The 24,211-nt window shown below is 73.2% G+C and carries 20 protein-coding genes and 1 tRNA gene; 8 read left to right on the top strand and 13 right to left on the bottom strand.

The window, feature by feature from the left end:
- Nucleotides 1-92: 92 nt before the first annotated feature.
- Nucleotides 93-1,460 carry an RDD family protein gene (locus tag ABZ721_RS36630; protein ID WP_358793125.1) on the bottom strand — a complete coding sequence of 456 codons (1,368 nt, stop codon included), beginning with the start codon at nucleotides 1,458-1,460 and terminating at the stop codon, nucleotides 93-95.
- Between the two features lie 268 nt (nucleotides 1,461-1,728).
- Here ABZ721_RS36630 and ABZ721_RS36625 point away from each other — a divergent pair, with 268 nt between their 5' ends.
- Nucleotides 1,729-2,202, top strand: a complete 474-nt coding sequence (locus ABZ721_RS36625) for an SsgA family sporulation/cell division regulator (RefSeq protein ID WP_358793124.1) — start codon at nucleotides 1,729-1,731, stop codon at nucleotides 2,200-2,202.
- A 22-nt stretch (nucleotides 2,203-2,224) separates the two neighbouring features.
- Here ABZ721_RS36625 and ABZ721_RS36620 read toward each other — a convergent pair whose 3' ends face one another.
- Entirely contained in the window at nucleotides 2,225-3,592 is a 1,368-nt protein-coding gene (locus tag ABZ721_RS36620) for an FAD-linked oxidase C-terminal domain-containing protein (protein WP_358793123.1), read from the bottom strand.
- Nucleotides 3,593-3,683: 91 nt separating this feature from the next.
- Nucleotides 3,684-4,829: a 4-hydroxyphenylpyruvate dioxygenase gene (gene hppD / locus ABZ721_RS36615; RefSeq protein WP_358793122.1), complete on the bottom strand. Its 1,146-nt coding sequence runs from the start codon at nucleotides 4,827-4,829 to the stop codon at nucleotides 3,684-3,686.
- Nucleotides 4,830-4,952: 123 nt separating this feature from the next.
- On the opposite strand from hppD, the gene ABZ721_RS36610 reads away from it, so the two are divergent.
- The 5 genes from ABZ721_RS36610 to ABZ721_RS36590 are packed head-to-tail and all read left to right on the top strand — an operon-like array spanning nucleotide 4,953 to nucleotide 9,258.
- Complete coding sequence (locus ABZ721_RS36610; RefSeq protein ID WP_358793121.1) at nucleotides 4,953-5,426, top strand: Lrp/AsnC family transcriptional regulator; 474 nt, start codon at nucleotides 4,953-4,955, stop codon at nucleotides 5,424-5,426.
- A 44-nt stretch (nucleotides 5,427-5,470) separates the two neighbouring features.
- The gene (locus tag ABZ721_RS36605; RefSeq protein WP_358793120.1) at nucleotides 5,471-6,118 is read left to right on the top strand and encodes an ABC transporter permease; all 648 of its coding nucleotides are present in this window, start codon (nucleotides 5,471-5,473) and stop codon (nucleotides 6,116-6,118) included.
- On the top strand, nucleotides 6,111-7,400 hold the full coding sequence (locus ABZ721_RS36600) for a betaine/proline/choline family ABC transporter ATP-binding protein (RefSeq protein ID WP_358793119.1): 1,290 nt from the start codon (nucleotides 6,111-6,113) through the stop codon (nucleotides 7,398-7,400). The genes ABZ721_RS36605 and ABZ721_RS36600 overlap by 8 nt, the downstream gene beginning before the upstream one ends.
- On the top strand, nucleotides 7,397-8,281 hold the full coding sequence (locus tag ABZ721_RS36595; protein WP_358793118.1) for an ABC transporter permease: 885 nt from the start codon (nucleotides 7,397-7,399) through the stop codon (nucleotides 8,279-8,281). Before ABZ721_RS36600 ends, ABZ721_RS36595 begins: the two co-directional genes overlap by 4 nt.
- Nucleotides 8,278-9,258 (top strand): glycine betaine ABC transporter substrate-binding protein, encoded by a 981-nt coding sequence (locus tag ABZ721_RS36590; protein ID WP_358793117.1) that lies wholly within the window; start codon nucleotides 8,278-8,280, stop codon nucleotides 9,256-9,258. The genes ABZ721_RS36595 and ABZ721_RS36590 overlap by 4 nt, the downstream gene beginning before the upstream one ends.
- A 16-nt stretch (nucleotides 9,259-9,274) precedes the next feature.
- Here the strand turns inward: ABZ721_RS36590 and ABZ721_RS36585 are convergent, their stop codons facing one another.
- From ABZ721_RS36585 to ABZ721_RS36570, 4 genes are all read right to left on the bottom strand, one after another.
- Complete coding sequence (locus ABZ721_RS36585) at nucleotides 9,275-10,063, bottom strand: S16 family serine protease (protein WP_358793116.1); 789 nt, start codon at nucleotides 10,061-10,063, stop codon at nucleotides 9,275-9,277.
- A 103-nt stretch (nucleotides 10,064-10,166) separates the two neighbouring features.
- On the bottom strand, nucleotides 10,167-10,859 hold the full coding sequence (locus ABZ721_RS36580; protein WP_358793115.1) for a helix-turn-helix domain-containing protein: 693 nt from the start codon (nucleotides 10,857-10,859) through the stop codon (nucleotides 10,167-10,169).
- Nucleotides 10,860-11,277: 418 nt separating this feature from the next.
- Entirely contained in the window at nucleotides 11,278-13,068 is a 1,791-nt protein-coding gene (locus ABZ721_RS36575) for a DEAD/DEAH box helicase (RefSeq protein ID WP_358793114.1), read from the bottom strand.
- A gap of 165 nt (nucleotides 13,069-13,233) precedes the next feature.
- Nucleotides 13,234-14,631 (bottom strand): MFS transporter, encoded by a 1,398-nt coding sequence (locus tag ABZ721_RS36570; protein ID WP_358793113.1) that lies wholly within the window; start codon nucleotides 14,629-14,631, stop codon nucleotides 13,234-13,236.
- 190 nt (nucleotides 14,632-14,821) lie between these two features.
- Between ABZ721_RS36570 and ABZ721_RS36565 the strand changes: the two genes are divergently transcribed.
- Nucleotides 14,822-14,893: transfer RNA gene (locus ABZ721_RS36565), tRNA-Cys, on the top strand.
- Between the two features lie 76 nt (nucleotides 14,894-14,969).
- Here ABZ721_RS36565 and ABZ721_RS36560 read toward each other — a convergent pair.
- The 6 genes from ABZ721_RS36560 to ABZ721_RS36535 all read right to left on the bottom strand — a co-directional run bounded on the left by ABZ721_RS36560 (nucleotide 14,970) and on the right by ABZ721_RS36535 (nucleotide 22,506).
- Nucleotides 14,970-17,291, bottom strand: a complete 2,322-nt coding sequence (locus ABZ721_RS36560) for a xanthine dehydrogenase family protein molybdopterin-binding subunit (protein ID WP_358793112.1) — start codon at nucleotides 17,289-17,291, stop codon at nucleotides 14,970-14,972.
- Nucleotides 17,292-17,385: 94 nt separating this feature from the next.
- On the bottom strand, nucleotides 17,386-18,765 hold the full coding sequence (locus ABZ721_RS36555) for a (2Fe-2S)-binding protein (protein ID WP_358793111.1): 1,380 nt from the start codon (nucleotides 18,763-18,765) through the stop codon (nucleotides 17,386-17,388).
- The gene (locus ABZ721_RS36550) at nucleotides 18,762-19,655 is read right to left on the bottom strand and encodes an FAD binding domain-containing protein (protein WP_358793110.1); all 894 of its coding nucleotides are present in this window, start codon (nucleotides 19,653-19,655) and stop codon (nucleotides 18,762-18,764) included. Before ABZ721_RS36550 ends, ABZ721_RS36555 begins: the two co-directional genes overlap by 4 nt.
- Before the next feature lie 262 nt (nucleotides 19,656-19,917).
- Nucleotides 19,918-21,546 carry a beta-N-acetylhexosaminidase gene (locus ABZ721_RS36545; protein ID WP_358793109.1) on the bottom strand — a complete coding sequence of 543 codons (1,629 nt, stop codon included), beginning with the start codon at nucleotides 21,544-21,546 and terminating at the stop codon, nucleotides 19,918-19,920.
- 85 nt (nucleotides 21,547-21,631) lie between these two features.
- Nucleotides 21,632-21,916, bottom strand: a complete 285-nt coding sequence (locus ABZ721_RS36540; protein ID WP_269269928.1) for a DUF3039 domain-containing protein — start codon at nucleotides 21,914-21,916, stop codon at nucleotides 21,632-21,634.
- An 11-nt stretch (nucleotides 21,917-21,927) separates the two neighbouring features.
- Nucleotides 21,928-22,506, bottom strand: a complete 579-nt coding sequence (locus ABZ721_RS36535; RefSeq protein WP_358793108.1) for a YqgE/AlgH family protein — start codon at nucleotides 22,504-22,506, stop codon at nucleotides 21,928-21,930.
- A gap of 277 nt (nucleotides 22,507-22,783) precedes the next feature.
- Between ABZ721_RS36535 and murA the strand changes: the two genes are divergently transcribed.
- Complete coding sequence (murA, locus tag ABZ721_RS36530) at nucleotides 22,784-24,124, top strand: UDP-N-acetylglucosamine 1-carboxyvinyltransferase (protein WP_358793107.1); 1,341 nt, start codon at nucleotides 22,784-22,786, stop codon at nucleotides 24,122-24,124.
- Nucleotides 24,125-24,211 lie beyond the last annotated feature (87 nt).

The raw sequence follows: 24,211 nt of genomic DNA, 5'->3' as shown, positions 1-24,211 counted from the left end.
CGAGTGAAACCCCGTCAGACCGGATGCGCCTTCCGGCAAGATCCGTTCGGGGTACGCCGAACGGATCGGCGCCGCCGCCCCGGCGCCGCCCGCTACTGCCGGGCGACGAACGTGCGGGCCGCCTTGTCGTGCCAGCACTGCCGCCACGGGCGGTCGAACAGGCACCACGCCAGACCCACGACGCCGACGACGAGCACGTCGAGCACCGTGTGCGTCAGCCAGCGGCGCAGCGACGGGCCGAAGCCGGGGGCGAGCTGCGACTCGATGTCGACGACGCGCAGCCCGAACAGCTTCTTGCCCGCCGTCCGACCCCACTTCGCGGTGGGCAGCACCTCGTACAGCAGCCCCGCAACGAGGCCGACGCCGAGCACGATGGCGAGCTGGACGCCGGTGGTCCCGTCGATCAGCCAGACCGTGACGGTCTGGCCGGTCAGCCGCGCCTCGTCCACCTTGTCCCGCAGGTGGTGGTAGGCGGCCGTGCCGAGCGGCACCGCCGCCGCGCCGGTGGCCGCGAGCACGACGAGCGAGTCGAGCAGCCGCGCGGCGAGCCGCCGGCCGAGCCCGGCCGGGCGGCCCTGCTCCTGCACCATCGACGCGAACGGGTCGTTGACCGGCGGCCGCCACGGCACCACGCCGGCCGCCTCGCCCTGCTGCGCCGGCAGCGCGACGCCACCGCCGGGCGTGCCGCCACCGGTGCCGGCCCCGGCCGGGCCCTGCCGGGCGAGGTCGTGCACCTGCTGCGCCCAGGGCGCGGGCGCGGCCTGGGCGAGGGGCACCGAGCCGGCCCGCCGGCCGCCGTCCGCACCGCCGCCGACGGCGGGCGCCGGCTGCTGGGGCTGCTGGGCGGACTGCTGGGGCTGGGACTGCTGCTGGGGCTGGGGCTGGGGCTGCTGGTGCTGCGGCTCCGGTCGGCGCGGCTGGGTACCCCACGGGGTCCCGGCGGCGGGGGTGCCGGCGGCCGGGACGGCCGTGGCCGGGGCCGCCGTGCCGCGCGCGGCGGGCAGGTTCGCGGCGGGCGGGTTCGCGGCCGGGGCGGCCCGCTCCGGCTCCGGCGCCGCGCCCCACGTGGTGCGGGGCGGTTCGACGGCCGGGGCGGCCGACCAGACCGGTGCGGCGGCCGCGCCGCGCCCGCCGGACGCCGGCTCCGGGGCCGGGGTGGGCGCAGGGGCCGGAGCCGGGGCAGGGGCCTGCGCCCGCACCCGGTCCTCGTCGAAGAACATGACCCCGGACTCCTCGACGGCCGGCACCGGCGCCGCCCGGCCGGGCGTGCCGCGGCCGCCGGCGTCCTGGCCGGGCGGCGGGGAGAGCTCCTCGCCGGGCCGCGGCGCGGGGCGGCTGGTTCCCGGCACCCAGGCGGCGCCGTTCCAGTACCGGATGTAGCCCGGGATCGACGGATCCGGGTAGTACCCCGGAACAGGGGAACCGGAGGAACCGGAGGAGCCAGTGGCGGGTGAGTCCATGGTTCGTGAGGTCCGTATCTATTCGGCCAGGGGAGTGCAGTGACCACATCTACCAGACGGGCGGGCCCACCGGGGGCACGGTACCGCCGACCCCACACCCTTACCGGGTACGAGGGACCCGCGCGTGGCCTTCCGCTATTTTCACCGCGATTGCCTGAAGTCGCGTAATGGTTGGGGTTGTATGCGCTCTCTCCTGGTGCGGGCCCCGCGCAGCACCCGTTGCGCAACACCGCAAGGGGCCGCCCGCCAAGGAAAGGACGACGACTCGATGCAGACCGTGGTGGAACGCGAACTCGAACTGAACCTGGTGCTGTCACCGGAGCGCAGCATCCCGGTGCCGGCCAGGCTGGCCTATCGCACGGATGACCCCTTTGCCGTGCACATCACCTTCCACGTGGGCTCGGACGCCCCGGTGCACTGGACGTTCGCCCGCGAGCTGCTGGTGGAGGGGGTGTTCCGGCCGTGCGGCCACGGGGACGTGCGGATCTGGCCGACGAAGGTCAACGGGCGCAGCGTGATCTGTATGGCGCTGAGCTCCCCCGACGGCAACGCGCTGCTGGAGGCGTCGTCCTCGCCGGTGGCGTCCTGGCTGGAGCGCACCCTGCGCGCGGTGCCGCCGGGCACCGAGCACGAGCAGCTCGGCATGGACGACGGGCTGAACGAGCTGCTGGCCCCGACGACCCGGGACGAGCTGTGGCTGCGCGATCCATGGACGGTGACCGACGAGTCGCCAGAGGGGTGAGGGGACGGGGGAACGCGCGGGTTCAGAAGAGCTTGCCCGGGTTGAGCAGGCCGAGCGGGTCGAAGACCTGCCGTACGCCGCGCTGCAACTCCACGCCCACCGGGCCGAGCTCGCGGGCCAGCCACTCCTTCTTCAGCAGGCCGACGCCGTGCTCACCGGTGATCGTCCCGCCGAGGGCCAGGCCCAGCGCCATGATCTCGTCGAAGGACTCCCGGGCGCGTGCCGATTCGTCCGCGTCCGCGCCGTCGAAGCAGACGATGGGGTGGGTGTTCCCGTCGCCCGCGTGGGCGCACATACCGATGGTGAGGTCGTACTTCTCCGCGATGGCGGCGACGCCCTCGATCATGGGGGCGAGCTGCGTGCGCGGGACGCACACGTCGTCGATCATCGTCGCCGTGCCGACCCGCTCCAGGGCGACGAGCGCGAGCCGGCGCGCCTGCAGCAGCATCTCGGACTCGGCGGCGTCCTCCGCCGGGACGACCTGCGTGGCGCCCGCGGCCGTGCACAGCTCGCCGACCGCCGCGAGGTCCACGGCGGGGTCGGGGGTGTCGAACGCGGCCAGCAGCAGCGCCTCGGTGGTCTCCGGCAGCCCCATCCGCGCCAGGTCGTTGACCGCCCGGATGGTCGTGGTGTCCATCAGCTCCAGCAGCGAGGGCGCGTGGCCGCGCTCCATGATCGCGCAGACGGCGGCGCACGCCGCCGCCGCGGACGGGAACTCCGCCGCGAGGACGAGCTGCCGCGGCGGGGCGGGCCGCAGCGCCAGCACCGCCCGCACGACGATGCCGAGCGTGCCCTCGGCGCCGACGAAGAGCCGGGTCAGGTCGTAGCCCGCGACGCCCTTGGCGGTGCGGCGTCCGGTGTTCAGCAGCCGCCCGTCGGCCAGCACGACCTCCAGGCCCAGCACGTACTCGGCGGTGACGCCGTACTTCACGCAGCACAGCCCGCCGGCGCCGGTGCCGATGTTGCCGCCGATGGTGCACTGCTCCCAGCTCGACGGGTCGGGCGGGTAGTACAGGCCCTGTTCGGCGACGGCCCGCGACAGCACGGCGTTGACGACCCCGGGTTCGACGACGGCGATCCGGTCGACGGGGTCGATCTCCAGGATCCGGTCCATCTTGACCAGCGACAGCACGATGCAGCCGTCCGACGCGTTCGCCGCGCCCGACAGGCCGGTGCGGGCGCCCTGCGGGACGACGGGCACGCGCAGCGCGGTCGCGGTGCGCATCACGTGCTGCACCTGCTCGACGGTGCGCGGCAGCACCACCACCGCCGGGGTGCCCGCCTCGGAGAAGCTCGCCATGTCGTGGGCGTACGAGGCGGTGACGTCCGGGTCCGTGAGGACCGCGTCCGCGGGCAGCCCCCCGTGCAGTCGTTCGATCAGTTCGCGCATGGTTCCAGACTGGCATCCGGGCCGTGGCCGGGGAAGCTCTGCCGCCCCGGCCACGGTCCTTCGGCGTCCGCGGACGGTGTCCGCGGACCGCTCAGAGGTTGCCGCGCAGCTCCTGCTCGCGCTCGATCGCCTCGAACAGCGCCTTGAAGTTGCCCTTGCCGAAGCCCAGCGAGCCGTGCCGCTCGATCATCTCGAAGAAGACCGTCGGCCGGTCCTGCACCGGCTTGGTGAAGATCTGCAGCAGGTAGCCGTCCTCGTCGCGGTCGACGAGGATCTTCAGCTCGCGCAGGGTCTCCACGGGGACGCGGGTCTCACCGGCCCACTCGCCGAGGGTGTCGTAGTACGAGTCCGGGGTGTTGAGGAACTCGACGCCGGCGGCGCGCATGGCGCGCACGGTGGCGACGATGTCGTTGGTGGCGAGGGCGATGTGCTGGACGCCGGGGCCGCCGTAGAACTCCAGGTACTCGTCGATCTGCGACTTCTTCTTGGCGATGGCCGGCTCGTTGAGCGGGAACTTCACCTTGCGGGTGCCGTCCGCGACGACCTTGGACATGAGCGCGGAGTACTCGGTGGCGATGTCGTCGCCGACGAACTCCTTCATGTTGGTGAAGCCCATGACGTTGTTGTAGAAGGCGACCCACTCGTTCATCTTGCCGAGCTCGACGTTGCCGACGCAGTGGTCGATGGCCTGGAAGCGGCGGGCGCCCGGCTCGACGATCGGCTCGGCGGCGGTGTACCCCGGCAGGTACGGGCCGGTGTAGCGGGAGCGGTCGACGAGGGTGTGGCGGGTCTCGCCGTAGGTGGCGATCGCGGCGAGGACGACGGTGCCGTGCTCGTCCGTCAGCTCGTGCGGCTCCTCCAGGCCGGTGGCGCCGTGCTCGACGGCGTAGGCGTACGCGGCGCGGGCGTCCGGCACCTCGATGGCGAGGTCGATGACGCCGTCGCCGTGCTCGGCTACGTGCGCCTCCAGGAACTTGCCGCGCTCGGTGGCGGTCTTGACGACGGAGGTGAGGACGAAGCGGGCGCCGCCGGACTCCAGCACGTACGACGCGGTCTCGCGGCTGCCGTTCTCCGGGCCGGAGTACGCGGTGCGCTTCATCCCGAAGGCGGTCGAGTAGTAGTGCGCGGCCTGCTTGGCGTTGCCCACGGCGAAGACCACGGCGTCCATTCCCTTCACCGGGAACAGGTCCTTCTGCCGCGCCTCGGGGGTCTGCACGTTCTCAGTCGTCTCAGTCATGTCGAAAGCGTCGCCCTGGGAGCCAGAGTGCGCAACAGTTTGCGATTTCACTGGGCAATGAGCACAGTGAAGCGCCCGAACCACGGGTCAATGTGTGCAGTCTGACCACCGGAGGTGGGAGTCATGGGGATCGACGTGCTGGACGGACAGCTGATCAAGCTGCTCGCCGATGAGCCGAGGATCGGGATGCTGGAGGCGTCCAGGCGGCTGGGTGTGGCCCGCGGGACCGCGCAGGCCCGGCTGGACCGGCTGCGGGCCAAAGGGGTGATCCGGGGGTTCGGCCCCCAGGTGGATCCGGCCGCCCTCGGCTATCCCGTGACGGCGTTCGCGACGCTGGAGATCAAGCAGGGCCAAGGCGCGGACGTGCGGGCCCACTTGGCGGGCGTGCCCGAGGTGCTGGAGTTGCACACCACGACCGGGCAGGGCGACATGTTCTGCCGCCTGGTGGCCCGTTCGAACGCCGATCTCCAGCGGGTGATCGACCGGGTTGTGGGCTTTGATGGCATTGTGCGGGCCTCCACGGCGATCGTCATGGAAAATCCGGTGCCACTCCGGATCATCCCGCTGGTCGAACAGGCCGCGGAGGACCGCCCGTGACATGACGGACGGCGCCCGCGGCGCGAGCGGGAGGGAGCCGGAGGTTGAGTTTCTGGAGCTATCTCGGCAACCGGCACCAGCAGCTGCTGATCGACGCCTTCCAGCACGCCAGCGCCGTCTTCCAGTGCATGGTGCTGGCCACCGTCATCGGCGTCGCGCTCGGCGTCCTGACGTACCGCAGCACGTGGGCGGGGAACCTGGCCGTCGCCGCGACCTCGACCGTGCTCACCATCCCGTCGCTGGCCCTGATCGGCCTGCTGATCCCGGTGCTGGGCCTCGGCGTCCCGCCGACCGTCACCGCGCTGACGCTGTACGGGCTGCTGCCGATCGTGCGCAACGCCATCGTCGGGCTGCGCGGTGTCGACCCGACGCTGGTGGACGCGGCCAGGGGCATCGGGATGTCGCGCCTGGCCCGGCTGGCCCGGGTCGAGCTGCCGCTCGCCTGGCCGCCGATCCTGACCGGCATCCGCGTCTCGACGCAGATGCTGATGGGCATCGCGGCCATCGCCGCGTACGCCTCGGGCCCCGGGCTCGGCAACGAGATCTTCCGCGGCATCGCGTCGCTGGGCAGCGCCAACGCCCTCAACCAGGTACTCGCCGGCACGCTCGGCATCGTCATCCTCGCGCTGCTCTTCGACGCCGCGTACATCGTCGTGGGCCGTCTGACCATCCCGAGGGGGATCCGTGTCTGAACCGTCCGACCGGCCGTCGACCGCCCCCGCCTCGGTGGCCGGCGCCACCATCCAGCTGGAGAACCTCACCAAGCGCTACCCCGGCAGCGCGGAGCCGGCGGTGGACAGCGTCAGCATGGAGATCAAGGCGGGCGAGACCGTCGTGTTCGTCGGCCCGTCCGGCTGCGGCAAGTCGACCACCCTGAAGATGATCAACCGGCTGATCGAGCCGACCTCGGGGCGGATCAGGATCGGCGACGAGGACGTCACCGACATGGACCCGGTCAAGCTGCGCCGCAAGATCGGCTACGCGATCCAGTCCTCCGGGCTCTTCCCGCACATGACGGTCGCCGAGAACGTGGCGCTGGTCCCCAAGATGGTGGGCTGGTCGAAGTCCCGGGTGAAGGACCGCGTCGAGGAGATGCTCGACCTGGTGGGCCTGGACCCCCGCGAGTTCCACGGCCGCTACCCGCGCCAGCTCTCCGGCGGGCAGCAGCAGCGCGTCGGGGTCGCCCGCGCCCTGGCGGCCGACCCGCCGGTGCTGCTGATGGACGAGCCGTTCGGCGCCGTCGACCCGATCACCCGCGACCACCTGCAGGACGAGCTGATCCGGCTGCAGCACGAGCTGCACAAGACGATCGTCTTCGTCACCCACGACTTCGACGAGGCCATCAAGCTCGGCGACCGCATCGCGGTGCTGCGCGAGCACTCGCACATCGCCCAGTTCGACACCCCCGAGGCGATCCTGACCAACCCGACGGACGACTTCGTCTCCGGCTTCGTCGGCGCGGGCGCCGCCCTCAAGCGGCTGAACCTCACCCGGGTGCGGGACGTGGAGATCGCCGAGTTCGCCACCGTGACCGTCGACGACCCGCTGCAGTCCGTCTTCGACCGGCTGCGCGACTCCCACACCAACGAGCTGCTGCTGCTCGACAAACGCGGCCGGCCGTACAAGTGGCTGCGGCGCGGCGACCTGATGCGCGCCAAGGGCTCCCTGGCGCGGGCCGGCACCCTCGTGCACGACACGGTGACGCGGGACGCGACGCTGCGCGACGCGCTGGAGGCGGTGCTCACCGACAGCGGCGGCCGGGTCGCGGTGACCGGGCGGCGCGGCGAGTTCATCGGCGTCGTGGACATGGAGACGCTGATGAACTCCGTCCACGAGATGCTGGAGGCCGACCGGCTCACCGCCATCGAGCACCAGCACGAGCTGGAGGAGCTGCGCGGCCGGCAGACACGGCTGGAGCAGGAGGGTGCCGGGGTCTCCCGCGCCCCGGAGGAGCCGACGGGGGCGGACGCGTGAGCGCGCGCCGCCCGGAGCGTCCCTCGGGCGAGCACGAGGTGCGCGGGCTGGCCTTCCGCGACGATCCCGAGGCGGCCGAGGACGACGGGGTGACGGGTGCCGTCGGGACGGGCACCGGGCCGGTCTCCCCCGAGCCGCCCGCGCGCCGGCTGCGCTGGACCACGCTGGTCGTCACCCCCGTGGTGCTCGCCGCCGCGCTGGGCGCCACCTACCTGTGGATCACCAACGCGGACCTCGACTCGATCGCCCACAACGCGCTGGCCGGCGACACCGTCCAGCTGCGCTTCTGGCAGAGCGTCAAGCTCACCGCGATCTCCACCTTCTGGGTGCTGATCATCGCCATCCCGCTCGGCACCGCGCTGACCCGCCGCAGGCTGCGCAGGGCGACCCCGTTCGTCACCGCGCTGGCCAACATCGGGCAGGCGACGCCCGCGATCGGGCTGCTGGCGCTGCTCGTCATCTGGCTGGGCATCGGCCCGCGCACCGCGATCATCGGGATGGTGGCCTACGCCGTGCTGCCGGTGCTGTCCAACACCATGGCCGGGCTGCGGAGCATCGACCCGACGCTCGTCGAGGCGGCGCGCGGCATCGGGATGTCGGCGGCCGGGGTGCTGGCCAAGGTGGAGCTGCCGCTGGCCGTGCCGCTGATCCTGGCCGGGGTGCGCACCGCGCTGGTGCTCAACGTCGGCACGTCCACGCTGGCCACGTTCGGCGGTGGCGGCGGCCTCGGCGACCTGATCACCACGGGCATCCAGACCCAGCGGATGCCGGTGCTGGTGCTCGGCTCCATCCTGACCGTGCTGCTGGCGCTGGCCGTGGACTGGCTCGCCTCCGTCGCGGAACAGCTGATGCGGCCGCGCGGCCTGGAGGTGGCGTCATGAGGTACGGACGCACCTTCGCGACGGCGGGCTGCGGGCTGCTCGTCGCGGCGGCCGCGCTCAGCGGCTGCGGCCTCAAGAGCGGCAGCCCCCTGGTGGACGACGTGGTCCCCGGCTCCATCGGCAAGGGGCTGCCGCTCAAGGGCGCCTCGCTCATCGTGACCTCGAAGAACTTCAGCGAGCAGATCATCCTCGGCTCGATGATCGGCCTGGCCTTCAAGGCGGCGGGCGCCGAGGTGCTGGACCGCACCAACATCCAGGGGTCGATCGGCGCCCGCGAGGCCATCAAGTCCGGTGACGCGGACGCGATGTACGAGTACACCGGCACCGCCTGGATCACCTACCTCGGCCACGACAAGCCGATCACCGACCCGCTGGCGCAGTGGCGCGCGGTCCGCGACGAGGACGCCGGGCACGGCATCGTCTGGCTGCCGCCGTCCTCCCTCGACAACACGTACACCCTCGCCATCAACCAGGCGAACAACGCCAAGTACCACCTCAAGACGCTCTCCGACGTGGCGGCCCTGTCGAAGTCCGACCCGTCGGCGGTGACGGTGTGCGTCGAGAACGAGTTCGCCTCGCGCGACGACGGGCTGCCCGGCATGCAGAAGGCGTACGGGATGCGCATCCCCGCCTCCAACGTGCGGAAGATGGACGCCGGGATCGTCTACACCCAGGTGGCCAAGGGCACCTGCCTGCTCGGGGAGGCCTTCACCACCGACGGCCGCATCAAGGCCATGAAGCTGGACACGATGGCCGACGACCGGCACTTCTTCCCGAACTACAACGCGGCTCCCGTGCTGAACGGCAAGACCTTCCGCAGCCATCCGGCCATCGCCGCCCTGCTGGACCCCATCAGCAAGCGGCTGACGACGCAGATCGCCCAGCAGCTGAACGCCCGGGTGGACGTCGACGGCCAGGACCCGCACGAGGTCGCGAAGGAGTGGCTGATCCAGGAGGGCTTCATCAAGGAGGGCTGACGCCGCCGCACGGCGATCAGCAGGAGGGCACCTTGCCGCCGCTGTCCAGCGCGGCCAGGGCCGCCAGGGCGCTCTCCAGGGTGGTCACCGGGACCAGCCGCAGGCCGGGCGGGAGTTCGGCGCCGGCGTCGGAGCACTCGCCCTGGGGGACCAGGAAGACGGTGGCGCCGTCGCGCTTGGCCGCCCGCTCCTTGAGCGGGACGCCGCCGACCGCGCCGACCTTGCCGTCGGCGGTGATGGTGCCGGTGCCGGCGATGGTGCGGCCGCCGGTCAGGTCGCCGCCGCGGCCGTTGCCGTCGATCTTGTCGATGATGCCGAGGCTGAACATCAGCCCGGCGCTCGGCCCGCCCACGTCCGCGAGGTGCAGCTCGACCTTGACCTTCGCCGGGGAGAGCCCGAGGTGCGCCAGGGCCGCGCCGGTCGCCGCGTTCTGCGAGTCGGTCATCTCCTGCGCGTTGTGCTGCTCGATCTCCTGGACCGAACCGCCGCTGGGGTAGACCGCGTCGCGCGGCATCGCCGCCCGGTCGGTCGCGAACCAGGCCCGCAGGACGTCGGGGAGGTGGATCGACGCGTTCGGCTGGGTCGCCGCGATCGTCGTCATCCGCAGCTGCCCGGTGGTCTTGCGGGTCGGGGTGCCGCTGACGGTGATCACCTGGGTGCCCTTGTCCGCGCCGAGCACGTCCGCCGTCATCCCCGGCACCACGATCGACACCGGGAGCGGGGCGAAGGCCGCGACGGCCAGCAGCGCCGCCACCAGCGTCGCGCAAAGGGCAAGGACTCGGGCACGGCGGGAGACTGCGGGCATGCAGAGAATGTAGTCGACGGGAGTGGCGGGTGGGGCACCCCGGCAGAGTGCCCCACCCGGGTGTCCCGCCCGCCGACCCACCGCCGGCTCCCGGCCGCGCCGGTCAGCGCAGCGCGTCGGCGACCTCCGTGGCCGCCTCCACCACCCTGGGTCCCACCCGTTCGGGCACCGCCTCGGCGAGCATCACCACGCCGACGCTGCCCTCTATCCCGGTCACCCCGATGAGCGGGGCGGCCGCGCCGCTGGCGCCGGCCTCCAGCTCGCCGTGGGTGAGGACGTAGCGCACCGGGTCGGTGCGCCGCTCCCCCGGCTCCGCGCCGTTCTGCTCCGGCCCGGGCGGGTGCGGCAGGACCCCGCGGCCGGCCAGGATGGCCCGGCCCGCGGCGCCCCGGTCCAGCGGATGCCGGAACCCGGTGCGGTAGGCGACGTGGTAGTCGGTCCAGGTCGGTTCGACCACGGCCACGGCCAGCGCCTCGGTGCCGTCGACGAGGGTCAGGTGCGCGGTGGCACCGATGTCCTCGGCGAGCGACCTCAGGGCCGGCAGGGCCGCCTCCCGCAGCAGCGGATGCACCTGGTGGGCGAGGCCCAGCACGCCGAGCCCGACGCGGGCCCGCCCGCCGAGGTCGCGCCGCACCAGAGCGTGCTGCTCCAGGGTGGCCAGCAGGCGGTACACGACGGTGCGGTTGACCCCCAGCTTCGTGGCGAGCTCGGTGACGGTGAGCCCGTGGTCGGTGTCGGCCAATAGCTTGAGGACCCGCAGTCCTCTGTCGAGCGTCTGAGATGTCTCCGCGGTCACGACGCCCCCTCCTCATATGAGTGGCGGCTCATCTCACGGCGGGACGCACTGCCGGTCCCGCGGCAGCGCGCGGAGAGGCCGCCGGTCGCGGTGGTACCGGCTGCGCTCCGCGGCTGCTCTGCCACGGCGCGTGCGTGACGGGCACGGTAGCGAGGGAGTACCGCTCAGCGGAAGGGGTCGTCCACAATCCGGTCACCTCACGGGAAACTCCTGCCCCGCTTCTCACCCTCGTGCGGATAGGACGAAGGCGGGGCGATCCCGGTTCCGGGCCCGCCCCGCCTGCGGTTCTTCCGCCGTCCGGCCGTCGGCGGGCCGCCGGCGGCGCCGGCCCGGCCCGCCGCCCGGTCACAGGAAATCGAAAGTCTGTTGCCCACCCGGTGCCCACCCTGCCGCCGTCCCGACGGGGTCGGCGACGGGATCAGCGCATCTTCGTCGCCCACTCGCGGATCTTCTTGATCCGCTCGTTGAGCTGTCCGGCCGTCGCCTCGGCGCTCGGCGGGCCGCCGCACACCCGGCGCAGCTCGTTGTGGATGACGCCGTGCGGCTTGCCGCTCTGGTGGGTGTACGCCGACACCAGCGTGTTGAGCGACTTGCGCAGCTCCAGCAGCTGCTTGTGCGTGACGATCGGGCGCCGCTCGGCGGGCAGCTCGATGAGGTCCGCCTGGTCGGCGGGCTTCTGCCGGCTGTGCGCGATCTGCCGGGTCTGCCGCTTCTGCAGCAGCATCTGCACCTGGTCGGGCTCCAGCAGGCCCGGGATGCCGAGGTAGTCCTGCTCCTCCTCGCTGCCCGGGTGCGCCTGCATGCCGAACTCGGCGCCGTCGTAGAGCACCCGGTCGAAGACGGCGTCGGACTCCAGCGCCTCGAAGGGCAGCTGCTCCTCGGTCTCCTCGTCCTCCAGCTTCTCGGCGTCGGCCAGGAGCTGGTCCTCCTCGGCGAACGGATTCTCCTCGTCGCCCGCCTTCTTCGGCTTGTCCAGGACGTGGTCCCGCTCGACCTCCATCTCGTTGGCGAAGTCGAGCAGCATCGGGATGGTCGGCACGAAGACGGACGCGGTCTCGCCGCGCCGCCGGGACCGCACGAAACGGCCCACGGCCTGCGCGAAGAACAGCGGCGTCGAGATCGTCGTCGCGTAGACGCCCACCGCCAGGCGCGGCACGTCGACGCCCTCGGAGACCATCCGCACCGCGACCATCCAGCGGTCGTCGGAGTGCGTGAAGGCGTCGATGCGCTTGGACGCGGCCTTCTCGTCGGAGAGCACGACGGTCACCTTGTGGCCGCTGATGTCCTTGAGGATCTTGGCGTAGGCGCGCGCGGAGTCCTGGTCGGACGCGATCACCAGGCCGCCCGCGTCCGGGATGCCCTTGCGCACCTCGGTGAGCCGCTGGTCGGCGGCCTTGAGCACGGCGGGGATCCACTCGCCGGTCGGCGCCAGCGCGGTGCGCCACGCCTGGCCGATCGCGTCCTTGGTCATCGGCTCGCCGAGCCGCGCGGCGATCTCGTCGCCCGCCTTGGTGCGCCAGCGCATGTTGCCGCTGTAGGAGAGGAATATCACCGGCCGGACGACACCGTCGGCGAGCGCGTTGCCGTAGCCGTAGGTGTAGTCGGCGGAGCTGCGGCGGATCCCGTCGTTGCCCTCCTCGTACGCCACGAACGGGATCGGGTTGGTGTCCGAGCGGAACGGCGTGCCGGTCAGCGCGAGCCGCCGGGTGGCCGGGTCGAACGCCTCGGAGCAGGCCTCGCCCCAGGACTTGGAGTCGCCGGCGTGGTGGATCTCGTCCAGGATCACCAGGGTCTTGCGCTGCTCGCAGCGGTTGCGGTGCAGCATCGGCCGCACGCCGACGCCCGCGTACGTCACCGCGACCCCGTGGTACTCCTTGCTGACGGGTCCCGCGCTGTAGTCCGGATCGAGCTTGATCCCTATCCGCGCCGCCGCCTCCGCCCACTGCTTCTTCAGGTGCTCGGTCGGCGCGACGACGGTGATCTGCTGCACCAGGTGGTTGTGGAGCAGGTACGAGGCGAGCGTCAGCGCGAACGTGGTCTTCCCGGCGCCGGGGGTCGCCACGGCGAGGAAGTCGCGCGGCTGCAGCCGCATGTACTCGTCGAGCGCCGCCTGCTGCCAGGCGCGCAGCTTCCCCGCGGTGCCCCAGGGGGCACGGCCGGGGAAGGCCGGTGAGAGGTGGTGGGAGGCACTGGCGGCGGTAGTAGTCACGGTCTCCGGGGCGGGGTCGCAAGCGGCGGGAGTCGACGTCGGCCGCGTCCGGCGCGGAGACGTCAACAGCGTCAAGCGCATAAGCGTACCCGCGCCACCTCCGTCCCCCCGGCTGCCCACCCCGCGGGCGGCGCACTCGGCGGGCGGCCGAACCCGTCCGGCCGATCAGGGCGTCTTCGGCGCCAGCCGGCTCGCCACCACGACGCCCAGCAGGGCCACGACGGCCATGGAGCAGAACACGGCCACGAAGGCGACCGGGTGGCCGGAGCCGCCGCCCAGGGCGGTGAACAGGACCCCCGAGGCGCCGACGAGGACGATGTTGCCGAGGGCGTCGGAGACCTGGAGGGAGGCGGAGTTGGTGCCGGCCTCCTCGGGGCGGGAGAGCTTGAGGAGCAGCACGCTCGCGCTGGAGATGACCAGGCCCATGCCGAAGCCGCCGACGATCCAGGAGATGTGGACGATCCACGCGGGGACCGACTGGGCGAGCGCCAGGGCCGGTCCCGCGACGGCCGCGGCCATCAGGACCATGCCGGCCCGCATCAGCCGCTCGCGGTGCGGCTGCAGGCGCGGCCGGCTCTGCACGTACGAGCCCAGCGCCCACGTCAGCCCGCCGCCGGTGAGCGAGAGCCCGGCCAGGGTGGCCGAGTAGCCGCGCTCGGTGACCAGCATCAGCGGAACGAAGCTCTCCGCCCCGATGAACGCGCCGGCGGCGACGCCGCGCAGCAGGATCACGGCGGGCAGCCCCCGCGCGGCCCGGAACGTCCCGCGCGGCAGCAGCCGCAGGACGCCGGGGACCAGGAGCGCGACGCCCACGGCGGCGGGGACGAGCATGACCGGCGACAGGTCCTGGCCCGCGTACTGCAGCAGGCCCGCGCCCGTCGCGACGGCCAGCGCCAGGACGATGCGGCGCCGGTCGACGGCGGCGGTGCCCCCCTCCGGCGGCAGCTTGCGCAGCGCCGGCATCATCACCACGAGCGGCAGCAGGACCAGCGCCGGGATGCTGAGGAAGACCCAGCGCCAGCCGAGGTGTTCGGTGACGGCTCCGGCGACCACCGGACCGACGATCACCGGGAGCACCCAGGCGGCGGAGAACGAGGCCATGACCGAGGGCCGCAGCCGCTCGGGGTAGGCGCGGCCGACGATGACGTACAGCGCGACGATCACCAGCCCGCCGCCGAGGCCCTGGACCGCGCGGCCGGCGATGAACGTCCACATGTTCTGCGCGGCGCCGGAGACCAGCAGCCCCGCCCCGAAGGCGGCTATGCCGGTGAAGAGCGGGACGAGCGGGCCCTTGCGGTCGCACCACTCCCCCGAGACCACCATCGACAGCAGGCTTGCGGTGAAGTACCCGGAGAACGCGAACGCGTAGAGCGACAGCCCGTCGAGGGCGCGGCCCGCGACCGGCATCGCGGTGTTCACCGCGCTCGCCTCGAACGCGATGAGCAGCACGACGGAGACGATGCCGAGGGTCAACGCGCGATAGCGCCGCCCCATGACGCCGTCGGAGTCCGGGGATGCCGGCGGGGCGGCCGGTGCGCTGCTCTGGGTCTCTACCGTGGTCACCCGCCAAGAGTAAGGGGCGCAGGCGCGGAGCACCCCCTTCCTGCGGACGGATTCCGGCTCCGCCGTTGGTCCTAGGTCGCGTCGTCGACCGCCCGTTCATGAACGGCGTGTGGCAGTCCTGTTGCGGGGCCGCCGGGACCGTTGACCGCCCCCGGGGGCGGCGCCCTATCGTCAGTGACGTCACCAACACGGCCGTATGCCCGAGTGGTTTAGGGACTCGCCTGCAAAGCGAGGCACGTGGGTTCGATTCCCGCTACGGCCTCCGTGGGGAAGACGAAGGGCCCGGCAGCATCCCGCTGCCGGGCCCTTCCGCTGTCCGGGGGCGTCCGGGGTGTCCGTCAGGACTGCGGCTTGACGACCGCCGCCTGGGGGCGGATCGGCAGACGGCTGACCGGGCGGCCGGTGGCGGCGCGGACGGCGGCGGCCACGGCGGCCGGGGAGACCACGACCGGGACCGCGCTGACGGCCTTGGCGCCGAAGGGCGCCAGCACGTCGCGCTCCTCGACCAGCTTGACGATGCGCACGTCCGGGGCGTCCAGCGCGGTCGGCAGCGAGTAGCCGGTGAGGTTGGGCCGCTTGATGATGCCGCGCGGCGCCCGCAGGTCCTCCATGAGCGCCAGCCCGACGCCCTGGGTGACGCCCGCCTCGATCCGGGCGGCGACCTGGCGCGGGTTCAGCACCCGGCCGACGTCCTGCGCGACGGCCATCTCCACGACCCGGACCGAACCCAGCTCGATGTCCACGTCCACGACGGCGCGGATCGCGCAGAAGGCGAGGCCCACGAACGCGTCGCCCTGCCCGGTCTCGTCCAGCCGGTCGGTGGGGTGCGGGCGGCACTGCGCGGTCGCCCACAGCTCCTTGCCCTCCAGGGCCTCGCCGACGGTCGTGCTGAGCACGCCGTCGTACGAGGTGATCTTCCCGTCGGCGATGGTGAGCAGCTCGACGGACATCCCGAACTTGGCCGCGAGCGGCTGCAGCAGCTGCGTGCGCACCATCTTCGCGGCCCGCTCCACCGCGCCGCCCGACACCCACGTGTGCCGGCCGCGGGCGGCCGCGCCGGACGGCGGCTGGTCGGTGTCGGCGGCCAGCACGCCGACGTCCTCGACGCCGAGCACCTCCTGCACGATCTGCCGGGCGAGCGTCGTGAAGCCCTGGCCGGTCTCGACGGCGGCGCAGATGACGGTGGCGCGGCCGTCGTGGATCCGCACGGTCGCGGTGGAGACCTCGTCGGTGCCCTCCGCGCCGAGCATGTGCACCATGCCGAGCGCGTAGCCGACCCCGCGGCGGACCGCGCCGGGCTCGCCGGCGCCCTCCGGGCCGCCGGGGAGCAGCCACTGCGACTCCTCCTCGTCGACGGGCAGCGGCGGCAGGTCCGCGTCGCGGACCGCCTTCAGCAGCTCGCCGACGGGCGCCGGGCAGGTGACGGTCTGCCCGGTGGGCAGCAGGTCGCCGGTGGCCATGACGTTGCGCATCCGCAGCTCGGCCGGGTCCAGGCCCAGCTTCGCCGCGAGCTTGTCCATCTGGCCCTCGTACCCGGCGCAGACCTGGAGCGCGCCCTCGCCCCGCACGTGCCCGGACGGCGGGTTGTTGGTGCGGACGGCCCAGCCCTCGACGAAGACGTGCGGCACGACGTACGGGCCGGCGGCGAACGCCACGGCGGCGGCCAGCGCCTCCGAGGAGTGGTCGGCGTACGCGCCCGCGTCGAGCAGCACCTGCGCCTCGACCTTGACCAGCCGGCCCTCGGCGTCGGCGTGGTGCCGGTAGCGCAGCAGCGTGGGGTGGCGGTGGGAGTGGCCGAGGAAGGACTCCTCGCGGGTGGCCACGAACTTCACCGGGCAGCCGGTCTTGAGCGCGAGCAGCCCCAGCGGCAGTTGGATGCCGGAGTCCTCGCGGTCGCCCATCGCGCCCGGCACGCCGGTGACGACGACCTTGACGCGGTCGGCCTCCAGGCCGAAGCAGGCGGCGGCCAGGTCCCGGTCGGTGTGCGGGTCGGTGGAGGCCACGTACAGCTCGACGCCGCCGTCCGGGCGGGGCACGGCGAGCCCGGCCTCGGCGCCGATGGGCGCCGGGTCCTGCCGGCCGATCCGGTACAGGCCCTCGACGACGACGTCGCCGACGACCTCGGGGTCGCCGAAGCTCAGCGGGATGTGGCGGATGAGGTTGCCGTCGGGGTGCAGCGGCTCGGCGGCGAACGCCTTCTCCGGGTCGGTGACCGGCTCCAGCACCTCGTACTCGACGAGGATCGCGGCCGCGGCCAGCCGCGCGGTGTCGGGGTGGTCGGCGGCGACGGCGGCGATCGGCTCGCCGTGGTGCCGGACGACGTCCTTGGCGAAGACCGGCCGGTCCGCGACGCGGCGGCCGTGCATGGCGTCGCCCGGCACGTCCTCGTGCGTGACGACGGCCCGCACGCCGGGCATCGAGGTGGCTTCCGACGTGTCGATGCGGACGATGCGCGCGTGCGGGTACGGGGAGCGCAGCACCGACGCCCACAGCAGCCCCTCGGCCCACAGGTCGGCGGCGTACGGGAAGGTGCCCTGCGCCTTGGCGAGGGTGTCCACCGGCCGCACGGAGACGCCGAGCCCGTGGAGCGCCGGTTCGGGCGCCGCGGGCGTCCGGTCGGCCTGGGCGGGCGCCGCCGTGGCCGCGTCGGATCCAGTCATGCCGCTGCCCTCTCGCTGCTGCCGGTGGGTTCGTGCGCGCGGGCCGGGCGCGCGCGGCGCGGCTCCGGCCGTCGGCCCGGGATCGCGCGGCGGGTCACGCGGCGCCGCCCGGGTGGCTGCCGTGCGGTCCGCCCTGGTGCGGGATCCGCGCCCCGTCGGCGGGGTTCTCGGTGTGCTCCGCCGCGACGGCCTCGCGGGCGGCCACGACGTCCTGGACGGCGTCCAGCACGCCCCGGTAGCCGGTGCACCGGCAGAGGTTGCCGCAGATGGCCTGCCGGGTCTCCAGCTCGGTGGGCTTGTGGTTGCCCTCCAGCAGGTCGTGGACGGTCATCGCGAGGCCGGGGACGCAGAAGCCGCACTGCACGGCGCCGCACTCGGCGAGCGCGCGCTGCACGTCGGACGGCGTGCCGTCGGCGGACAGCCCCTCGACCGTGCGGACCTCGCTGCCCGCGGCGGTGGCGGCGGGCACCAGGCAGGAGGCCACGAGCCGGCCGTCGACCTGGACGGAGCAGGCGCCGCACTCGCCCTGCTCGCAGCCGTCCTTGGCACCGGCGAGGCCGAGCCGCTCGCGCAGCACGTACAGCAGGGACTCGCCGAGCCAGGCGTCGGTCACGGGCCGGTCGGCGCCGTTGACGCGCAGCACGTAGGAGGCGAGGGGGTGCTCGCTGTGCTCCTCGCCCGGGACCGGCTCCTCGTCGCCGGCCGCCGCTTCGGGCTCCGCGGCGGCGTCACGGGTGCCGTCACCGGCGCCGTCGGTGGGGCCGTCGGTGGGGCCGTCGGTGGGGCCGTCGGTGGGGATGTCCGCCGCCTCGGGGCCGTCCTCGGTCACCGCGACGGTCTCGGCGCCGGTCAGCGCCCCGATGGCGCCCACGGGGTACTCGCCGGACTCGTCGGCCGCGTCCTCCGCGACGAACGGCAGGCTCCACTGCCCGGTCCCGTCCGACGACGGCGGCTGGGAGCCGGCGGTGGCGGACGGCGGGTGCTCGGCGAAGTACGGGTGCCGGGCCGCCGTTTCCTGGGCGTCCTGGGCGTCCTGGGGCCGGGTGTCCGCGCCGTCGTGGCTGCCGCGCAGGCCGTCGACGGCCTGCGCGCCGAGGTCGTGGTGGAGGGCGTCGGCCGGCGGCCGGGGCGCCGACGCCGCCGCGCCCTGGCCGAACCGCGCGGCGCTGAACGACCGGGCGGGCGCGTCCGGGCGGGAGTGCGTCTCGTCGGGGTGCTGGGCGGTCCACGGCGCCGTGAGGCCGTCCGCCAGGGCGCCCAGCGGGTACTCGCCGGTCTCCTCGACCGGGTCGGCCGCGACGAGCGGGATCGACCACTGGGTCGCCGCGTCCCCCGCGTCCGCCACCGGCGGCAGCATGGCCGCGAAGGAGACGTGCATGGTCTGGTCGGGGTCGTAGTCCCCGCCGCCCGGCACGGGCTGCCAGGTGCCCGGCGTGAGCGGGGTGCCCGGCTGCGGCTGCTGCGGGTCGGTCATGCCAGTGCCCTCCCGAGCGCTCGGCGGGCCAGGGCCGCCACGGTGCGGCGCAGTTGTACGGCGGCGGGCGGCAGCTCGACGGCCTCGGCCCCGTCGGGTCCCGGCACGGGGTCCGGGATGCACGCCCCGGCGACGTACTCGCCGAAGGCCGTGCACGCCTCGGGGGCGAGCAGCCGGCCGCCGTCCCAGTCGATCAGTCCCGCGACCCAGCGTTCGGCCTCCAGCGGCCGCAGCGGCACGGGCGCGACCGCGCCCACCGCGCAGCGCACCCCGCGCCGGGCCGGGTCCAGGACGACGGCGACCGACGCGAGCGCCCGGCCGGGGCCGGTGCGGCCGGTGGCCTTGAGGAACGTCTGCGGCGCGTGCAGCAGCGGCACCCGCACGAACGCGAGGAGCTCTCCGGGGCGCAGCGGGTCCATCCCGGTCAGCAGGTGGCTGACCGGCAGTTCCCGGCTGCCCTGGGGGCCGGCCAGGATGACGCTCGCCTCCAGCGCGGCCAGCACCGGCAGCGCGTCGCCGGTCGGTGCGGCCGTGGCGATGTTGCCGCCGAGGGTGCCCGCGTTGCGGATCTGCGGCGGTCCCGCCGCGCGGGCGGCGGCGGCGAGGGCGGGGATGAGCGCGGCGAAGTCCGGGCGGCTCATCCGGGCGTGGGTGAGGCCGGCACCGAGCAGCGCGTGGCCGTCGGCGTACTGCCAGCCGCGGATCTCGCTGATCCGCCCGAGTCCGACGAGGCCGGCCGGGCGCAGCTGCCCGGAGTTGACGGCCGCCATCAGGTCGGTGCCGCCGGCCACGGGCACGGCGCCGGGCGCGGCGGCGAGTGCCTCCACGGCCTCGTCGAGCGAGGACGGCAACGTGACATTTCGCGCCGTCTGCTGTGCATTCGTGCTCACGCAGCTGCCCCTTCCCGGCTCTCCGCCGTGCGGTAGCCGTACCGTACGTGCTGACAGCCCGGACGTGGCAACTCTGGCACATGTTCCGCGGTGGTCAACGCGAGGGTCCACGAAGTGCGGGCCTGCCCCTCACGGGAGTGGATGCCCCATTCTGTCGGGTATCACCCCCGTGTCGGAATTGGCGCCCTTCGAGGGTGTTGCGAAGATACGCCAATCCACCGTGCCAGGCCCGCCCTTACGGGGACGGACGTTGCGGGACGGCTCACACGATCGGGGGTTGTCCGTCGAGCGGGCGTCCGACCACCCCGGGGCGCCGCTGCCACGGCAGCGGACCGGCGGGCGGGCGGTACTCCACTCCGAGTGCGTCAAGTCGCGCGTAGTGCGCTTCCATTCGCCGCTCGAAGTCCGCCCAGTCGCGCTCGGCGGGCGCGGGCAGCCGCGACCAGGCCACCTCGGCGACCGCCGCCAGCCGCGGGAAGACCATGTAGTCCACGACCCGCGGGGAGTCCATCACCTCGGTCCAGGCGTTGGCCTGGGTACCGATGACGTGCGCGGCCTGCTCCTCGGTGAGTTCCGCGGGCACCGGCTCGAACCGGTAGACGTCCTCCAGGGTGCGCACCCGCGCGATCGGCACGGGCTCGTCGGCCCGGTCCGACTGCCGCCAGTCCAGGTAGACATGCGACTCGGGGCACATCACGACGTCGTGGCCGGCCCGCGCTGCGGCGATCCCGCCCTCGTACCCGCGCCAGGAGGAGACGGCGGCGCCCGGCGCCAGTCCGCCCTCCAGGATCTCGTCCCAGCCGATCAGCCGGCGGCCGCGCTCCGTGAGCCAGCCGTCGAAGTGCCGGATGATCCAGCTCTGCAGCTCGTCCTCGCCCGCCAGGTCCAGCTCCTTGATCCGCGCCTGGGCGGCCGCGGAGGCGCGCCACTGCTCCTTGGGGCACTCGTCGCCGCCGATGTGGAAGAACTCCGACGGGAAGAGGTCGAGCAGTTCGGTGAAGACGCCCTCGTAGAAGCGCAGGGTGCTGTCGGCGGGGGACAGCACGTTGGGATTGACGCCCCAGCTGGTCAGCACGGGCAGCGCCGCGGTGTCGACGACGTCGGTGTTGCCCAGTTCCGGGTAGGCGGCGATGGCGGCCTGCGAGTGCCCGGGGATGTCGATCTCGGGCACGACGGTGATGTGCCGCTGGGCCGCGTAGGAGACGATCTCGCGGATGTCGTCCTGGGTGTAGTAGCCGCCGTGCGGCCGCTCGTCCCACAGCGTCGACTCCCGCAGCCCGACCTTGGTCCGCTCGCGCCAGGCGCCGACCTCGGTCAGCAGCGGGTAGCGCTTGATCTCGACGCGCCAGCCCTGGTCGTCGGTGAGGTGCAGGTGCAGCACGTTGAGCTTGTGCGCGGCCATCAGGTCGAGGTACCGCAGCACCGCGTCCTTGGGCAGGAAGTGCCGGGCGACGTCGAGCATGAGGCCGCGCCAGCCGAAGCGCGGGGAGTCCTGGATGTGGCAGTGCGGGATCCGCCACTCGGCGCCCGCCAGCGGCGCGCGCCGGAAGGCGGCGGGGCCCAGCAGCTGGCGGAGCGTCTGCGCACCCCAGAAGGCGCCCGCCGGGCCGCCGCCGTAGAGGTGGACGCCGGTCGCCGCGACCACGATCCGGTACCCCTCGGGGCCCAGCTCCTCGGTGACCGTCTCATGGACGGAGATCCTGATGGCGTCGGTCTCCGAGCCGTCGCCCGGGGCGAGGCGGTGGCCGGTGGCCGCGCCGAGTTCGGAGCGCAGCCATCTCTCCGCCCGCTCGGTGCCCGGCCCGGCGGCCAGCACCGTGTCGGGCCCCAGGACGAAGGCGTCGTTCGCGGCGTACTCGGTCACCAGGCGCGGGGCGGGGATCAGATCCATGACGGACATCCTGCCCCGCCCGCACCGAATTGGCATAGACCAATTGGGCGGCTACTTGAACCGTGCCGGAGCGGCACGGCCCAGGTCAGCTCTTGCCGCTCTTGTCCTTGTCGCCGCCGCCGAGCGGCATCGTCTCGAAGATCTCTTTGCACATCGGACAGACCGGGTACTTCTTCGGATCCCGCCCGGGTACCCAGACCTTCCCGCACAGCGCGACCACCGGAGACCCGGAGAGGGCGCTCTCCATGATCTTGTCCTTCTGGACATAGTGGGCGAAGCGCTCGTGGTCGCCATCGCCGTGCGACACCTGCGGGGTCGGCTCGACGAGGGTGCCGGTGCCGGCCCCGCGTTCGGGCTCAAGAGTGCTCATAACCGTCAAGCCTAATTGAGCGACGGGTCGTCCGGGTACGTGGCCACCATCGCCAATTCGTTGCGTTGCCGCCTGAGCACGGAGCGCCACAACCGCTCCGGATCCGGCGCGGACACGTCACCCGGTTCGGACTCCACGACGTACCAGGCGCCGTCGACGAGTTCGGCCTCCAGCTGCCCCGGTCCCCATCCGGCGTACCCGGCGAAGATCCGCAGGGATCCCAGCTCCGCCGCGAGCAGTTCCGGCGGCGCCTCCAGGTCCACCAGGCCGATGGCGCCGTGCACCCGCCGCCAGCCCAGCGGGGCGTCGTCCCCGTCGTCCCAGGACTCGCCGGGGACCACGGCCAGCCCCAGCGCGGAGTCCAGCGACACCGGGCCGCCCTGGAACACCACCGGGGGCGAGCCGGCCAGCACCGCCCAGGGTTGCAGCACGTCACCCACCCCGACCGGTGTGGGGCGGTTGAGCACGACGCCGAGCGACCCCGCCTCGTCGTGGTCGAGGAGGAGTACCACCGCACGGTCGAAATTCGGGTCCGCCAGAGCGGGCGTCGCCACGAGCAGCCTGCCGGTGAGCGAAGTGACCTCCGTCATGGTCAACATGATCCCGCATCACGGGCCTTCGCGGGATGCCAACGACCGGCCCCGGCGTAATCGCGCAGCGTGCGGGCAGTCGAGCGAGGGGTCCCGAACGCCTGGGGCGCCTTGTACCGACCGGTAACCGGGAGGACGGCTGTGGCTGTAGCGAAGTCATGACAGAGCCGTCACGTCCCGGGCTTACAGGAGTCCTCCGTAGGCGCATTACCATTTCTTCCTGGTGCCTGCGGGGACCCCGCCCACTTTTATGACTGTCTCCAGGAACGCGAGATCCATGACCGACGCTTCCGACGTACTGCTTGTCCATGGCGGAACCCCGCTCCGGGGCGAGATCCGTGTCCGTGGCGCGAAGAACCTCGTGCCCAAGGCCATGGTGGCCGCCCTCCTCGGCAGCGAGCCGAGCCGACTGCGCAACGTGCCCGACATCCGCGACGTCCGCGTGGTGCGCGGGCTGCTCCAGCTGCACGGCGTGACGGTCCAGGCCGGTGAGGAAGCGGGCGAGCTGGTGCTCGACCCCTCGCACGTCGAGAGCGCGAACGTCGCCGACATCGACGCGCACGCCGGATCCTCCCGGATCCCGATCCTGTTCTGCGGCCCGCTGCTGCACCGCCTCGGGCACGCCTTCATCCCGGGCCTGGGCGGCTGCGACATCGGCGGCCGGCCGATCGACTTCCACTTCGACGTGCTGCGCCAGTTCGGCGCGACCATCGAGAAGCGGCCCGGCGGCCAGTACCTGGAGGCCCCGCAGCGGCTGCGCGGCTGCAAGATCAGGCTGCCGTACCCGTCGGTCGGCTCGACGGAGCAGGTGCTGCTGACGGCCGTGCTGGCCGAGGGCGTCACCGAGCTGTCGAACGCCGCGGTCGAGCCCGAGATCGAGGACCTGATCTGCGTCCTGCAGAAAATGGGCGCGATCATCTCGATGGACACCGACCGCACGATCCGCATCACCGGGGTCGACAAGCTCGGCGGCTACAACCACCGGGCGCTCCCGGACCGCCTGGAGGCCGCCTCCTGGGCCAGCGCGGCGCTGGCGACCGAGGGGGACATCTACGTCCGCGGAGCCCAGCAGCGGTCGATGATGACGTTCCTGAACACCTTCCGCCGGGTCGGCGGGGCGTTCGAGATCGACGATCACGGCATCCGCTTCTGGCATCCCGGCGGCCCGCTCAACGCCATCGCGCTGGAGACCGACGTCCACCCCGGCTTCCAGACCGACTGGCAGCAGCCGCTCGTGGTGGCGCTGACCCAGGCGTCCGGCCTGTCGATCGTCCACGAGACGGTCTACGAGTCCCGGCTGGGCTTCACCTCGGCGCTCAACCAGATGGGTGCGCACATCCAGCTGTACCGCGAGTGCCTGGGCGGCTCGGCCTGCCGGTTCGGCCAGCGCAACTTCCTGCACTCCGCGGTCGTCTCCGGCCCCACGAAGCTGCAGGGCGCGGACCTGGTCATCCCGGACCTCCGCGGCGGCTTCTCGTACCTGATCGCCGCCCTGGCGGCGCAGGGCACCTCCCGGGTGCACGGCATCGACCTCATCAACCGCGGCTACGAGAACTTCATGTCGAAGCTCGCGGAGCTGGGGGCCAACGTCGAGCTGCCGAACCCGGTCAGCGCCTAGGGAGTGTCTTCACATCGGCGTCGTCCGCCCGGAGGGCGGGGTCGGCGGGGTCTGGTGCGTGCGATCGCAAGGCGGAGGAGGGAGTCC

Origin of the sequence: Streptomyces sp. NPDC006733 (assembly GCF_040636125.1) — a bacterium.
Lineage (GTDB): Bacteria > Actinomycetota > Actinomycetes > Streptomycetales > Streptomycetaceae > Actinacidiphila.
This window is presented reverse-complemented; position numbering and strand designations above follow the sequence as displayed.

What these genes read in the sequence shown, in the direction of transcription:
- ABZ721_RS36630 (WP_358793125.1), bottom strand. Translation starts at nt 1,460, where the DNA reads ATGGACTCACCCGCCACTGGCTCCTCCGGTTCCTCCGGTTCCCCTGTT.
- ABZ721_RS36625 (WP_358793124.1), top strand. Translation starts at nt 1,729, where the DNA reads ATGCAGACCGTGGTGGAACGCGAACTCGAACTGAACCTGGTGCTGTCA.
- ABZ721_RS36620 (WP_358793123.1), bottom strand. Translation starts at nt 3,592, where the DNA reads ATGCGCGAACTGATCGAACGACTGCACGGGGGGCTGCCCGCGGACGCG.
- hppD (WP_358793122.1), bottom strand. Translation starts at nt 4,829, where the DNA reads ATGACTGAGACGACTGAGAACGTGCAGACCCCCGAGGCGCGGCAGAAG.
- ABZ721_RS36610 (WP_358793121.1), top strand. Translation starts at nt 4,953, where the DNA reads ATGGGGATCGACGTGCTGGACGGACAGCTGATCAAGCTGCTCGCCGAT.
- ABZ721_RS36590 (WP_358793117.1), top strand. Translation starts at nt 8,278, where the DNA reads ATGAGGTACGGACGCACCTTCGCGACGGCGGGCTGCGGGCTGCTCGTC.
- ABZ721_RS36585 (WP_358793116.1), bottom strand. Translation starts at nt 10,063, where the DNA reads ATGCCCGCAGTCTCCCGCCGTGCCCGAGTCCTTGCCCTTTGCGCGACG.
- ABZ721_RS36560 (WP_358793112.1), bottom strand. Translation starts at nt 17,291, where the DNA reads ATGACTGGATCCGACGCGGCCACGGCGGCGCCCGCCCAGGCCGACCGG.
- ABZ721_RS36555 (WP_358793111.1), bottom strand. Translation starts at nt 18,765, where the DNA reads ATGACCGACCCGCAGCAGCCGCAGCCGGGCACCCCGCTCACGCCGGGC.
- ABZ721_RS36545 (WP_358793109.1), bottom strand. Translation starts at nt 21,546, where the DNA reads ATGGATCTGATCCCCGCCCCGCGCCTGGTGACCGAGTACGCCGCGAAC.
- ABZ721_RS36540 (WP_269269928.1), bottom strand. Translation starts at nt 21,916, where the DNA reads ATGAGCACTCTTGAGCCCGAACGCGGGGCCGGCACCGGCACCCTCGTC.
- ABZ721_RS36535 (WP_358793108.1), bottom strand. Translation starts at nt 22,506, where the DNA reads ATGACGGAGGTCACTTCGCTCACCGGCAGGCTGCTCGTGGCGACGCCC.
- murA (WP_358793107.1), top strand. Translation starts at nt 22,784, where the DNA reads ATGACCGACGCTTCCGACGTACTGCTTGTCCATGGCGGAACCCCGCTC.